Source organism: Microcystis sp. M44BS1 (assembly GCF_020244875.1).
GTDB lineage: Bacteria > Cyanobacteriota > Cyanobacteriia > Cyanobacteriales > Microcystaceae > Microcystis > Microcystis panniformis.
This window is the reverse complement of sequence record NZ_JADBVM010000054.1, coordinates 22,202-35,801: the sequence shown is the minus strand read 5'-3', so window position 1 is coordinate 35,801 and position 13,600 is coordinate 22,202. Positions and strand designations below refer to the sequence as shown.

The following is a 13,600-nucleotide window of genomic DNA, read 5'->3' as shown; positions in this document are numbered from 1 at the left end:
GTGGTCGAGGGAATCAACAATAAACTTAAACTAATAAAACGGAGAGGCTATGGCTTTAGAAACTTTCGTAATTTTTGGGTTAGAAGTATGTTATCTTGGCATCTTGTCTGTTGATTTAGCATAAAGAGTAACGAAGAGCCACAAAACGCCGCTTTAAATCGAACGGAATCTCTTGGACATGCTCTAACATAATCAAAAATCTAGACTTTCCTCCATCTTAAGATAGAGTCCGATTACCTTGTACAAAAAGCAGTATCAACTTCCGAAACCCTCACCCCATAAGAGTTTCAGCTATCAAACAAAAAGCCAAAAAATTAGTATCATGTTTGGAAACCCTTAATATGCAAAGGTTTCAGCGTTTTAGTCAAAAAATCAGTATCATGTTACAAACCCCAGTATCATGTTACAAATCTTGTAACATGATACTCATATCAATTTTTTTTGATATGAGCGAAACCCTTGTCACGAAAAGGCTTGGGGCATTTTACCGCCCCAAGCCCTCAAACTCCCCAAGATTAACGCTTATTGAGAATTAAACTCAATAAAATCACTCCTCACCCTCATTCCGACCAGGCAGAAACTTGGGAGTATAGACCCCTTTACAATCAGAATGGTATTTTGTCAACACCAACCCCGATGAAGCTAGAAGCGAAGCCAATTCTAGCCAATCCTTGACCGTAAAACGTTTGCTTTCTAGCTCCTCAAGCTTAGGAGAAACAGCCAAAAATAAAGTAAAGACCACACCCCAAAAAACCTGAGTAGTTAAAAGATTTTTGCCCATCTTAGTAATTCCATCGCGAACCCTTTTGTCCCTTTGATCGCCAGCCTTTTCCGTTACGCATATCTAAGTGAATAAAACCCTTTTTTGCCCCATATCCAAGCGCACCAAACCAACCTTGATCAAGCCATCCCTGGAACCGCAATAAATCGCCATTAACAGGCTTAATATCAGCAGCCCGACCAAAGATATGCTGAGAATTACTCGCACCCCCTACAGCCCTATTTACTGCGATTGGGCGATACCAAGAAGTAACCACAATCCCAGAACCCCACTCCTCACGAATCTTGTCAAGCTCGATCGCCAGTTTAAGAATATTTTGCTGAATCTCAGCACTCACAGGAATTCGCCTTAAATCACCTTTAGTAACCTCACCCACCGAAAAAAAGTCACTAATTTTGATCAACGGATTTTTCCAATCAATTGCAGAATTACTCACAAAATCCCTCCTAAAACCTACAAATATTCTACTTAGCCCCACAAATCAAAATCAGGGCTTATTTTTTGCCCAAAAAAAAGGGGTGCGATGCCCCCACTGTTGAAATCTAAAACCAACCTACAAATATTCTACCTAGCCCCACAAATCAAAATCAGGAGTAATTTCCCCCCCCCACAAAAAAAGAAGTTTTCCTCTCCCCAATAGTGGCAAAATTTTGCCACTGACAGCCACTCCCCAAAATTGAGATAGTAAAAGTACCTAAAAAAGGGGAGAAATGAGCAAAACTAACGCTGGATGGGACAAAATGCAAGCAATAACAGCCTTGATTTTAGCGATAATCACAATCGGCTCAATTGTCTTAAGCTTAGGTGAAGCGAAAAACAAGCTCGAAAATCTCGAAATTGGGCAAAAACACATCAGCACCGAGCTAAAAGAGATAAATTTAGGACTAAAAAGCCTTTACGCAACTACTTACACCAAGCAAGATGCTGAAAAAGACTTTGCTATTCGCGATCGCCTTTGGGAAGCAAAATATCAAGCTCTAGAAAAAAGCCAATCCCAAAAATCTTATTGAGAACTATCTCGCTTTATTGCGAATCGGGAAAAGTCAGCATACTACATTGAGATCCCAAACATCTGATAGGGCTATACAGTTAGTATCATGTTTGTGAAAAATCCTGAAACCCTTATATCCCAATACTTCCCACCTAGTCCCACCTAGTCCTTTATCAAACTACTGGGATCCCAACTATTTGATAAGTTACAGTCCCCCCTTAATAAGGGGGGCATCTGATAATTTTTAACGCCTACCTACTTATCAGTTATCAGTTCACTGATTATTGTTTACTAATAACCTATGAAAAAACTTGGTCTAAATACCATTTTTCCAAAGTAATGGCATGGTATTATTCTTCTTCTAAGGTTAATCCTAACGCCTCTAAGCGTTCCGCTAGTCGATCCGCACGTTTTTTTTCTTTATCAGCGCGTTTCTTTTCTTTATCAGCGCGTTTTTTTTCTTGATCAGCGCGTTTCTTTTCTTGACGCATTTGAGACTCTAACTCAACAGTTGTTAAAAATTTCTCTCCATCGGGACGATACAATTCTAAACTAGATTTATTCCAGATAAAACGCACTCCCAAACGGGGACTTATCCAGTCATTGATGGGGATAATTTCTCTTAAATTTTCTCCCTGTCTTTGCCAACCTTGTAAACGACAGCGCATCGGGTTATATAAGTAGTATTCTTCTACACTATATGTGTCATAAAACTCTAACTTTCGACTCATTTCTGCTTTTGTATTCTTCGGTGATAGAATTTCAAAAACCACTTGAGGAGCGATATTTTCTTCCTGCCATTGACGATAGGAACCCCTTCGTCCTTTGGGACGGCCAAAAGCTACCATCACATCGGGAGCAACCGGTGAAACCAAAGTAGAACGCAGAGGATACCAGAGTAAATCTCCAGCAATAAACACCGTAGGGTCATCGGCAAAGATAATCTCTAAATTCTCCTTAATTTTAACAATCCACTCATATTGTTCGGTATTATCTGCCATCGGTTGACCATCGCTATCTGGGAAAAGAAGATCGTCGTCAATATCAAGATAACTAACCATTGTCTTTTATTTTTAATAGATGGTTGTTTTCTGATTGTAGCAAGATAATTATGAATTATGAATTATCAATTATGAATTGGGGAGATGGGGTAATGGGGGAGTAGGGGAGAGGGGAGCTTTTTCAGTGAACAGTAATCAGTGAACTGAAAACTCACATCTGATAACTGATATAGCGGTTTTCACAGAAGTGAGTCCCGATTGAAACGCCTATCTATCAAGGGATTTACTATACCTTATTAGACTGAAACCCGCTACAACTGATGACTGATAACTGATTCAAGGCTGACGGCTGACTAAAGGTCTTAAGCGGCAGTTATATCTAGTAGAGTCTATATTTATCAAAAAGTTAATTGACTAGAATCTATAAAAACGTTAGGATTTATGGTAACAAATAGTTGTTATTGAGGAGGGCATAGGAACTTGATACAGGCAACCCTGCACCAGTTAAGGGTTTTTGAGGCTACCGCTCGACACAGTAGCTTTACCAAGGCGGCTGAGGAGTTATTTATCACTCAACCCACCGTCTCAACCCAAGTCAAACAACTCACAAAAGCCGTGGGTTTACCGCTATTCGAGCAAATTGGCAAACGTTTATTTTTAACCGAAGCGGGTCAGGAATTACTGTTCACCTGTCAAGAGATTTTTAAGAAATTGGACAACTTTCAAATGAAAGTGGCCGATATTAAGGGAACTAGACAGGGAAAGCTAACTTTAGGCGTGATTACTACCGCTAAATACTTTGTACCGCGATTACTGGGGGCATTCTGTCAACAGTATCCCGGTATTGACATCGCCCTGCAAGTGACTAATCATCAGAAACTGCAAGAGCGAATGTTAAACAACGAGGATGACCTCTATATTCTCAGTCAACCACCGGAAGAAGTGGAACTTTGTTCTCAGTCTTTCTTGGAAAATCCCCTAGTGGTGGTGGCGCGACGAGATCATCCATTGGTGGGTAAGAAAAATCTCCCCCTTGAATCCCTCAACCAGCAACCTTTTATTATGCGCGAATCGGGATCTGGAACCCGCCAAGCGGTACAAAAATTATTTAATCTCCACGATATTAAAGTTAAGGTGCGCTTGGAATTAGGCAGTAACGAAGCCATTAAACAGGCTATTTCTGGTGGTTTGGGACTATCGGTACTATCTAAGCATACTCTCATCTCGGAAGGGGAAAACGGAGAATTAGCCATCCTCGACGTGGAACATTTTCCGATTCAGCGCAATTGGTACGTTTGTTATCTGGCCGGAAAACAACTTTCCGTGATTGCCGATGCTTTTTTAAAATACCTGCTGGAAGCTAGTCAAACTATCCCGATTAATGCCTCGTTAAAAAATGGTGACAGCTTATTAGTGAGCCATTAAACCTTAAACTTTAATTCAGGATCATTTTTCTTCTTGAGGTGGTTATATGTTCGAGTCCTTCAGCCAGACTATCTGGTTGGTACCTCTTTATGCCTTTGCGGGCGCACTTCTCGCTCTACCCTGGTCTCCCGGTATTATCCGGCAAACTGGCCCCCGACCGGCCGGTTATCTGAACTTGATCATGACCTGCTGGGCTTTTTTGCATAGCCTTTTTGCTTTAATCGCCGTTTGGGGTCGTCCGCCGCAATCTATAGCATTTAATTGGCTAAATGCCGCAGATTTAAGCATATCTTTAGATGTGCAGATTTCGGCCGTTAATATCGGGGCTTTACTGCTAATTACCGGCTTAAACCTCGCCGCGCAGGTATATGCGATCGCCTATCTAGAAATGGATTGGGGTTGGGCAAGGTTTTATTCTCTCGTCGCTCTCTTTGAAGGGGGTATGTGCGCCCTAGTTATCTGTAATTCGCTATTTTTCAGCTATTGTGTGCTAGAAGTTCTGACTCTCGGCACTTATCTGCTGATTGGTTTCTGGTTCAATCAATCTCTGGTAGTGACAGGGGCGCGGGACGCTTTTCTGACCAAACGGATTGGCGATTTAATCCTCTTGATGGGAGTGGTGGCCCTTTTACCCCTGGCGGGAACCTGGAACTTTGACCAATTGGCAGAATGGGCGGCTACAGCCAATTTAAACCCCAATGTGGCTAATTTACTCTGTTTGGCATTGATTGCAGGTCCGATGGGCAAATGCGCTCAATTTCCCCTGCATTTATGGCTAGATGAGGCGATGGAAGGACCGATGCCAGCGACAATTCTGCGGAATACGGTCGTCGTTTCCACCGGCGCTTGGTTATTGGTGAAATTAGAGCCGGTGCTGCAATTATCGCCCTTAACCTTGCAAGTAATGATCATTGTTGGCTCTGTTACTGCCATCGGTGCGGGGTTAATTGCGATCGCACAGATCGATGTCAAGCGCTCCCTCTCCTATTCCGTCAGCGCCTACATGGGGCTGATTTTTATCGCTGTGGCCACCGGACAAACGGAAACCGCTTTAGTGTTACTCTTTACTTATGCGATCGCCATGTCCCTGTTAGTCATGGTGGTGGGTAACATTGTTTGGAATAATATCAGCCAAGATTTAAGCCAATACGGGGGTTTATGGTCCCGTCGTCCCGTTTCTGGTATTTGTTATCTCGTCGGCGCCGCTAGTTTGGTCGCACTGCCTCCCTTTGGTGGTTTTTGGGCATTAGCGCGCATGGGCGATCGCCTCGCAGAAGTCAGTGGTTTACTGTTATTAGTGCTATTGTTGGTCAATGCTTTAACTGCCTTTAGTGTCACTAGAGAATTCTGTGTTTTCTTTGGCGGTAAAATCAAACCGATGACCCTGCGCTCTCCGGAAGCTCTTTGGCCCTTAGTTATCCCCATGACTGTGACCATGGGTTTCGCCCTTCATCTGCCGATTTTATTAGCGCAATGGCATTTATTACCAAGTAACTTAAATCTGGGAGTGGCTTTTCTCTTGGTACTTTCCACTGCTGCTGGCGTAATTCCGGCAGCATATATTTATCTGAATGAAAATATCTCCAAACCGATCGTTTTTCAACCGAAAGCCCTTCAAGATTTCTTTGCCAACGACCTTTATACAGCCCAATTGTATAAAGTTACCATCGTTTTTGTCGTCGGATTAATCTCGCAAATTATTAACTGGATCGATACCTTTCTGGTGGATGGGATAGTTAACCTGGTGGGATTAGCCACGGTTTTTGGTGGTCAGAGTTTGAAATATAACGTCTCGGGCCAAACCCAATTTTACTTTCTGTCGATTATTTTGGGGGTCGCTTTGATCGGTATTATCATCTGCTGGCCCCTACTATCACAAATTTCTCTAGTTTTCAGTTAAAGATTTGATAACTTAGGCTTTTCTTTAGCATCCCCGGCCCTGACAATAGGATTTGTCCTGATTATATGGAAACAATTACCTATGTTCAATACCTCTCGTCGCCAATTAATCCGTTATGGGGGTGGTTTTTTGGGAACCGGTCTAGCCGCCACTGTTTTGGGTTCTCAGTTGTCCCAAACTAACGCCCAAACTGCTGTTAATTCCCAGCCATGGCTAACCGCTCAAAATCAAGGATTGAACCCAGACCAGGCCTTAACTATGCTCATGGAAGGCAATCAACGTTTCTGGGAACGAAGACAAAAAAGTCCTAACCGCGATCAAGCTCGACTCACAGAAGTGGCCGAAAGTCAAGCCCCTTTCGCGGCAATTTTGGGCTGTGCCGATTCTCGCGTGCCGGCAGAAATCGTTTTTGATCGCGGATTAGGAGATCTATTTGTTTGTCGGGTAGCGGGAAATTTAGCCACTTCCGAAGAAATTGGTAGCCTCGAATTCGGTACGTTGGTATTAGGAGCCAAGGTAATTGTTGTCCTTGGCCATTCTCGTTGTGGAGCGGTAAAAGCCACCATTGAAGGGGGTCGTTTCCCCGGTCAAATCGGTCGTTTAATCGATGGCCTACAGGTGGGAGTTGATCGGGCCGAAAAACAACCCGGTTCTAACAAACTTGAGCGAGCAATTAAATCCAATGTTATCTATCAAGTAGAGAAATTAGGCAAATCCCCGGTCATGGGTGATTTAGTAGATAAAAAACAATTAAAAATTGTTGGAGCCTACTACGATCTCGATACCGGCAAAGTGAGTTTAATTTAGTCAATTCTAGATTAGTCATCGTGTCGGTTGGCTAATCCTTTTCTCATCCCAGTCATTATAAATTTGATCGATACCAATATGCTCAGTACCCTGCTTTGGTTGCCAATAATTGGAGCAATTATCGTCGGTCTTTTCCCCGATAAATTTGCCCCAGCAAAATTACGTCAAATTACCCTCTTTTTTGTTGCCGCCGTCCTCTTTTGGTCTTTATATCTGCTGACCCAATATAACTTAACCAGTAATGGCTTTCAATTTTCTGAATACCGCGAATGGGCAAAACCAATCGGTTTAAGTTATAACCTCGGAGTCGATGGTTTGTCCTTACTGTTAATTATTTTAAACTGTTTCTTGACAGGAATAGCTATCTATAGTACCGAAGAAAAAGTAGAGCGTCCCCGACTTTATTACATCCTAATCCTCCTGATTAACGCCGGGGTTTCTGGGGCATTAATGGCCAAAAACCTGCTGCTGTTCATCGTTTTCTATGAACTAGAATTAATCCCCTTTTATCTGATGATTGCTATCTGGGGAGGCGAAAAACGTGGCTATGCTTCGATTAAATTCCTTCTCTACACTGCTGTCTCTGGGTTATTAGTCCTAGCGGCATTTTTAGGCATAGGTTTCCTCAACGGTGGTACTTTTGACTATTCCTCCCTCTCCACCGCCGATTTCTCCCAAAAAACCCAGTTACTACTCTTAACTCTGCTGTTAGTGGGATTTGGCATCAAAATTCCCCTCGTACCTCTCCATACTTGGCTACCGGATGCCTACACGGAAGCTTCCCCCGCTACAGCAATTTTATTAGGTGGTATCCTCGCTAAACTCGGTACTTATGGCTTAGTTCGCTTTGGCCTGCAATTATTCCCCGAAACTTGGTCTTTAATCGCCCCCGGACTGGCAATTGTCGGCGTTACTAGCGTTATTTACGGGGCCTTGAGCGCTATTGCCCAAAAAGACATTAAACGCATGGTGGCCTACAGTTCGATCGGTCACATGGGCTATATACTGGTAGCAGCCGCCGCCGGCACGGGTTTAAGCGTCCTTGGTGCCGTCGCGCAAATGATTAGCCACGGTCTTATTCTCGCCCTCTTATTCTATCTGGTGGGCATCGTCGAACGCAAAGCCGGAACTAGAGATTTAGACGTTTTAAACGGTTTAATGAACCCAATTCGCGGTTTACCCTTGGTTAGCGCCCTATTAATTCTCGCCGGTATGGCCAGCGCCGGGATTCCCGGATTAGTGGGATTTGTGGCGGAATTTATCGTTTTTCAGGGTAGTTTTTCCCGTTTTCCCGTGCAGACGGTTCTCTGTATCATCGCTTCCGGTTTAACGGCGGTTTACTTTGTTATCCTGCTTAATCGCACCTGTTTTGGTAAATTGGATAATAAACTTGCCTACTATCCCAAAGTCCTGAAATCGGAAACTATACCCGCTTTTGTCCTAATGGTATTAATCGTCTTTTTAGGTATTCAACCCAATTATTTAGTCCGTTGGATTGAACCCACCACTAACTCGATGGTTGCCAGCTTATCGGGAGAAGCAAAACCTAGTTTTGTCTTCAAAAAATCTCCGCAAAAGTCCTCAAAAACCAACTGGTTAAATCGGGGTAAATATTTATCTGCCAGTTGAGAATATTTTTTCCTAATTACTTAATCTTGGAGAAAACTGATGAAATTAATCTCACTGATTTCCTTTAGTTTGCTAACCACAGGAATTATCACTTTATCTCCCTTAGTTGTCGCCCAAACAGCGATCAGCAGCCTAAGAGATACAAGAACAATTACCATATCTGGACAGGTAAAAAGTGTGGTTGGTAACGACTTTATTTTAGCTGATCACACTGGTCAAGTAATTGTCGATGCAGGACCGCGCTGGTGGCAAGAAATTAACGTATCAGTGGGAGAATATCTCACCGTGGTCGGAGAGTATGACGAGGGAGAATTTGATGCTTTTTCGATTACTCGTCCCAACGGTCAAGTTATGCAAATTCGTCCCCAATTTGGACGGCCACCTTGGGCAGGAAAAAAAGATTAAACCCCGAATATTGACTCAACAAGTTTCTTAAGCTAACCAGCACAAATCATGGTACAAACTCCTGTTAAACCCACTGCCAAAATTCCCCCTTCTACTCATGAATTCGCCGACATTATCCACCGGTTAGAAGCGGGTGGCTCCATGTTACCGGATACTCCCGAAAACCTGATGCAAATTATCGGCATTTATAAAGCTTATGCCGTACCGATGGATTTTTATTGGCGAGATCTGCTCTATATTGCCGAACGAGTTTTCCTCGATCCTTTGCCCTTTTTTAAATATTTTCTACCCCAAGAATACCTAGAGCTACAAAATCATTACTCCGGCGATAATGCCGATTTACGCATCTGGCGCGGCACGGGTTCCGCTCATCCTGAATTGTTAGAATTTATGGATAAAGGTAAAACCCGAAAAATGCCCAAATTAATCCATCATCTTTGGCATGATCGCATTAATATGGAATTTGCCGAAGCCTGTATGCAAGCCATGTTATGGCATGGCCGCGATATGGGTTGGGGTTTATTTGATGCCTATCTTGATTCAGAAGAATATCGCCAAAATGCCGACCGCGCTATTAAGGCCTATTTCAAGAAAAACCCCGTGATGATGAAACTTTATGACCTGTTCCCCGATATGTTCTTAGAACAGGTGCGGATGATGTCCTATTACTCTAATTTAGGACTATTCTGGGAAGTGATGGCCCCAGTATTTTTCGAGATGTCTGATATCTACGATGAAGGCGGGTTTAAAGGTGTTCCCGATGCCATGAATTTCCTCGTTAATGGCATTTTTGCCATCGCTGGCCGGCCAATTTATCATCACGTTTATATTGATGGTCAATGCTACGAAATTATCCCCAAATCAAAGGCTTTTACTTGGCTTTATGAAGCGGCTTTACCCTATGTAGAAGCGGTCTTTTATCGTACTGCTCCCTTCCGGGGTACAAAGTCCTATAATGCCCAAGCAAAACAGGTTCCTGACGAACAAAAAGACTTTCACTATGGTATTCTTTACGCGGATGTTTTCCCCGTGGGTACTGCGGGAATTCCCCCGACGTTGTTAATGGATGATATGTATCATTTTTTACCCCAATATCTGATTGATTACTATCAACAAAACTGCCGGGGGGAAGATGATATTTTGATTCAATTGGGTATTAGTTTCCAGCGTTCGATGTATAATGTTACTTCGGCAGTTATTCAAGCTCTACGCACTGCTTTACTCTATCCCCTCGACGATCCTAATCCCAAACATTTACTTAAAAATCGTCAATTCTTTGAGGCACAAATGGACAGATTTAAACGCCCCGAAGCGCGTCTTAGAGATATCCAAAGTCCTAATTATCGTTGAGGTTTTTTGCTTACTTTTCTGGTGGGTTTATAGCCCACCTTTTTTGATATAATCAGATGACCGACACCCAATGTCATACTAATACTAAATCCCTTGAGTAACCCACAGAAAACGGGTTTTTCCGAGAAACCCGTTTTCTACTCGAGGGAATAAATAATCAGTATTTAATAGCCAGATTTAGTATTAAGTACCTAAGCAAAATTAATTACACATTTCGATAAAGCTTTTGCCTCTTGCCTTCGTTAAAACCACCCACTTAATAGGATAGTTACAGAACGTAAAAATTGGCTAATTCAGGAGTTATTATTATGCTAGACCAAATGATGAAGATGTTAGAAGGGCAACAAATAGGCCCCTATCGTCTTAATAAGTTTCTCGGTGCGGGTGGTTTTGGTGGTGTATTTCATGCTAGTGAAATGGTCAGAAATACATCGGTCAAAGAAGTTGCCATTAAAGTTATCCCCGAAAGTAGCGATGATAAATTAATTGAATTAACAAATTCCAGAAAGTTAGAACATCCTAATTTAATTAAGAGTTATGCGGTGGGGGAATTTACTTTTCTCAATACAGAGATGCTTTATTTAGTCATGGAATTGGCACAGGGTAGCCTAGAAAATCACATTGCCAAAGGCAGTTTTTCAGCGGATGAGATTAAAAATATTACTGCTCAAGTCGCCCAGGGCTTAAATTATCTTCATCGACAAAATAAAGTCCATCGAGATTTAAAACCGGGTAATATCCTCAAGGTTAATCAACAATACAAGTTAGCAGATTTTGGCTTAATTAGAACTTTAAATAACAAAAGCCACACTCAAACAGTCCACAATACCGGTACAATTATTTATATGCCTCCCGAAGCCTTTAGGGGTGATATTTCCTCAGCTTGGGATCTGTGGTCATTAGGTATTATGTTAATCCAAATGACCACTAATCAATTTCCCTATAAGTTCAATAATGACAATAATCAATTAATGGTAAAGGTGATAAATTGTGAGCTACAAATCCCTAGTTTACCGAAAGAGTTTAAACCGATTATTGAAGGGTGTTTGCAAAAAGATAGAAAACAAAGATGGACAGCACAACAGGTTTTAAATGCCTTACAAGCAGTCAAAAAGCCTGTTTCACCAATACCCCTAATTGCTTCACCTACTCCATTTACCGAAAACCTACCCAATCGAGTCACACTAGAGATGGTGAGCTTACCAGCAGGTCAATTTCTCATGGGATCCCCTGACAGTGATTCTGATGCCTACAATGACGAAAAGCCTCCACACCAAGTTAAAGTCAACAGTTTTGCGATTGGGAAATATCCTGTGACTCAGGCACAATATGAAGCGGTAATGGGAACCAATCCCTCTCATTTTAAAAATAACTCTTGGTTTAAAAACAATCTGCAAAATCCGGTAGAACAGGTTAGTTGGAACGATGCTCAAGCCTTTTGTCAGAAATTGAGTCAAATAACAGGAAAAACCTATCGCTTACCGACAGAAGCGGAATGGGAATATGCTTGTCGTGCGGGGACTACTACTCGCTATTATTTCGGTGATGATGCCAATCAGTTAGGAGATTATGCTTGGTATGACGGAAATTCTCAGAAGACAACTCATCCTGTGGGCCAGAAAAGGCCCAATGCTTGGGGACTCTATGACATGAGTGGCAATGTTTGGGAGTGCTGCGAGGACAATTTGCATGGTGACTATATCGGAGCGCCGACGGATGGCAGTGCTTGGATAAAAAATAATAATGATAATGATTATGATTATTGCATACTGCGGGGCGGTTCTTGGTACCACGATCCTTATTACTGCCGTTCTGCTTCCCGCAACAACTTCTTCCGCCGCGACAACTACAACAGCATCGGTTTTCGGGTGGTGTGCGGTGCTGGGAGGACTCTGTAACCCTTTTTCCCTTTTTTTCCCTTTTTACCCTTTTTCTCTTTTTCTCTTTTTCCCGCCGCTAGGTGGGTCGATTTTTTTTTTGAGCCGTAGGTTGGGTTGAGGAACGAAACCCAACCCAATTATTTAAAAGTGTTGGGTTTCACTATCGTTCAACCCAACCTACGATTTAAGGCGGGTCGATTTTTTTTTGAGCCGTAGAAACCCAACCCAATTATTTAAAAGTGTTGGGTTTCACTATCGTTCAACCCAACCTACGATCTGAAATTAAATAATATTGTGGCGCTCCTAACGCACCCTACCTACTCATTCGCCCGTACTTTTTGCCGCAAACCCTATTTAGAGCCGTTTTTTTCAGTGAAAACAGGGAAATTTTCCGTAAATTCCCCCACCCCTAACACCTGATACTCAATCCAGTTATTAAAGACTGATTATTTATTCCCCCTTTTGCCTCTTGTCTGACTGGGAGTCGCCAGTCTAAGCTAAGAATAGCTGGCCACCCCGTCCCGACCACCGGAAAAATGATAGAATGAACGATTCTAACGCTAATTCTCCCGCTCAATCCTCAGAAGAGACAATAGATGAAACCAATTGGGTAGATCTGGGGGAAGAAGGGAAACCCCTAGATAAACCCACTGCTCAACCTATCCAACCATCTCCCCTCAAGTCTATCTCTACCCTGATCACGGTGGAGACGGCTTTTTTGGCCAGTGCTACCAGTTTAATCTGGTTAATTGATTATTATTTTCCCCTCGGACCGTTATTAAGGGTTTTTTTCCCGATTCCTATCGCTTTGGCCTATTTACGTTGGGGCGCTCGTTGTGCTTGGATGACAGCATTAGTTTCTAGTTTACTTTTGTCGGTGTTAATGGGACCGACTCGCAGCATTGTCTTTTTGATTCCCCACGGCTTGATGGGGGTACAATTGGGGCTATGCTGGCGCCGGGGTGCGCGCTGGGAATTTTCTATTTTGACCGGGGGACTGTTGGGTGCTTTTGGTTTATTCTTTCGTTTTTGGCTGTTTTCAATTCTTTTAGGCGAAAATCTTTGGTTATATGTGATTACCCAAGCGACTAATTTTATTGATTGGATTTTCACCCAGTTAGGGATTCTCGCTAAACCGACGCTGCTGCAAGTGCAATCGATAGCAGTTGTGGGCATATTTGTCAATAGTTTATTATACTTATTTGCCGTGCATTTAGTGGCGTTATTAGTTCTCGATCGCCTCGGTAATCCGATTTCTCGTCCGCCCAAATGGGTGCAGGTCATACTAGATTATGAGTAATTATTTAGTGCTTTATGGTCAGTAAGCTGTTCGTAATTTAAATTGCTTGTTGAGACGAGGCAAGAGGCAAAAGGCAAGACCCCCCCGATGTCGGGGGGGCAAGGGGGGGGGAGATTCGGCTAATCTAAAAA

12 protein-coding genes are annotated in these 13,600 nt (G+C 42.7%); 10 read left to right on the top strand and 2 right to left on the bottom strand.

The features are described from left to right. A partial coding sequence (locus IM515_RS03340) for a transposase (RefSeq protein ID WP_130758671.1) occupies positions 1–114 on the top strand: 114 nt, incomplete at its 5' end. A 668-nt stretch (positions 115–782) separates the two neighbouring features. Here IM515_RS03340 and IM515_RS03335 read toward each other — a convergent pair. After that, positions 783–1,217 (bottom strand): D-Ala-D-Ala carboxypeptidase family metallohydrolase, encoded by a 435-nt coding sequence (locus tag IM515_RS03335; RefSeq protein WP_287630391.1) that lies wholly within the window; start codon positions 1,215–1,217, stop codon positions 783–785. A gap of 274 nt (positions 1,218–1,491) precedes the next feature. Between IM515_RS03335 and IM515_RS03330 the strand changes: the two genes are divergently transcribed. Next, positions 1,492–1,791 (top strand): hypothetical protein, encoded by a 300-nt coding sequence (locus IM515_RS03330; RefSeq protein ID WP_287630389.1) that lies wholly within the window; start codon positions 1,492–1,494, stop codon positions 1,789–1,791. A 331-nt stretch (positions 1,792–2,122) separates the two neighbouring features. Here the strand turns inward: IM515_RS03330 and IM515_RS03325 are convergent, their stop codons facing one another. Next, a complete protein-coding gene (locus IM515_RS03325; protein ID WP_287630388.1) occupies positions 2,123–2,833 on the bottom strand; it encodes a Uma2 family endonuclease in 711 nt (236 codons plus the stop codon). A 420-nt stretch (positions 2,834–3,253) separates the two neighbouring features. Here IM515_RS03325 and IM515_RS03320 point away from each other — a divergent pair, with 420 nt between their 5' ends. The 8 genes from IM515_RS03320 (at position 3,254) to IM515_RS03285 (ending at position 13,469) form a co-directional block, all read left to right on the top strand. Next, entirely contained in the window at positions 3,254–4,198 is a 945-nt protein-coding gene (locus IM515_RS03320) for a LysR family transcriptional regulator (protein WP_287630387.1), read from the top strand. Positions 4,199–4,244: 46 nt separating this feature from the next. Then, positions 4,245–6,098 carry an NAD(P)H-quinone oxidoreductase subunit F gene (locus IM515_RS03315; RefSeq protein WP_287630386.1) on the top strand — a complete coding sequence of 618 codons (1,854 nt, stop codon included), beginning with the start codon at positions 4,245–4,247 and terminating at the stop codon, positions 6,096–6,098. 81 nt (positions 6,099–6,179) lie between these two features. Then, complete coding sequence (locus IM515_RS03310) at positions 6,180–6,905, top strand: carbonic anhydrase (RefSeq protein WP_287630385.1); 726 nt, start codon at positions 6,180–6,182, stop codon at positions 6,903–6,905. A gap of 78 nt (positions 6,906–6,983) precedes the next feature. After that, the gene (locus IM515_RS03305) at positions 6,984–8,534 is read left to right on the top strand and encodes an NADH-quinone oxidoreductase subunit M (protein WP_287630384.1); all 1,551 of its coding nucleotides are present in this window, start codon (positions 6,984–6,986) and stop codon (positions 8,532–8,534) included. 39 nt (positions 8,535–8,573) lie between these two features. Continuing rightward, positions 8,574–8,939 carry a NirD/YgiW/YdeI family stress tolerance protein gene (locus IM515_RS03300; RefSeq protein WP_287630383.1) on the top strand — a complete coding sequence of 122 codons (366 nt, stop codon included), beginning with the start codon at positions 8,574–8,576 and terminating at the stop codon, positions 8,937–8,939. Between the two features lie 48 nt (positions 8,940–8,987). After that, the gene (locus IM515_RS03295) at positions 8,988–10,289 is read left to right on the top strand and encodes a CO2 hydration protein (RefSeq protein ID WP_287630382.1); all 1,302 of its coding nucleotides are present in this window, start codon (positions 8,988–8,990) and stop codon (positions 10,287–10,289) included. Between the two features lie 308 nt (positions 10,290–10,597). Continuing rightward, positions 10,598–12,187: an SUMF1/EgtB/PvdO family nonheme iron enzyme gene (locus IM515_RS03290; RefSeq protein WP_287630381.1), complete on the top strand. Its 1,590-nt coding sequence runs from the start codon at positions 10,598–10,600 to the stop codon at positions 12,185–12,187. A gap of 526 nt (positions 12,188–12,713) precedes the next feature. Continuing rightward, the gene (locus tag IM515_RS03285) at positions 12,714–13,469 is read left to right on the top strand and encodes a DUF2232 domain-containing protein (protein ID WP_002766262.1); all 756 of its coding nucleotides are present in this window, start codon (positions 12,714–12,716) and stop codon (positions 13,467–13,469) included. Positions 13,470–13,600 lie beyond the last annotated feature (131 nt).

Coding starts and splice junctions, on each gene's coding strand:
- IM515_RS03315 (WP_287630386.1), top strand. CDS start 4,245: ATGTTCGAGTCCTTCAGCCAGACTATCTGGTTGGTACCTCTTTATGCC.
- IM515_RS03310 (WP_287630385.1), top strand. CDS start 6,180: ATGTTCAATACCTCTCGTCGCCAATTAATCCGTTATGGGGGTGGTTTT.
- IM515_RS03300 (WP_287630383.1), top strand. CDS start 8,574: ATGAAATTAATCTCACTGATTTCCTTTAGTTTGCTAACCACAGGAATT.
- IM515_RS03285 (WP_002766262.1), top strand. CDS start 12,714: ATGAACGATTCTAACGCTAATTCTCCCGCTCAATCCTCAGAAGAGACA.
- IM515_RS03290 (WP_287630381.1), top strand. CDS start 10,598: ATGCTAGACCAAATGATGAAGATGTTAGAAGGGCAACAAATAGGCCCC.
- IM515_RS03330 (WP_287630389.1), top strand. CDS start 1,492: ATGAGCAAAACTAACGCTGGATGGGACAAAATGCAAGCAATAACAGCC.
- IM515_RS03295 (WP_287630382.1), top strand. CDS start 8,988: ATGGTACAAACTCCTGTTAAACCCACTGCCAAAATTCCCCCTTCTACT.
- IM515_RS03305 (WP_287630384.1), top strand. CDS start 6,984: ATGCTCAGTACCCTGCTTTGGTTGCCAATAATTGGAGCAATTATCGTC.
- IM515_RS03325 (WP_287630388.1), bottom strand. CDS start 2,833: ATGGTTAGTTATCTTGATATTGACGACGATCTTCTTTTCCCAGATAGC.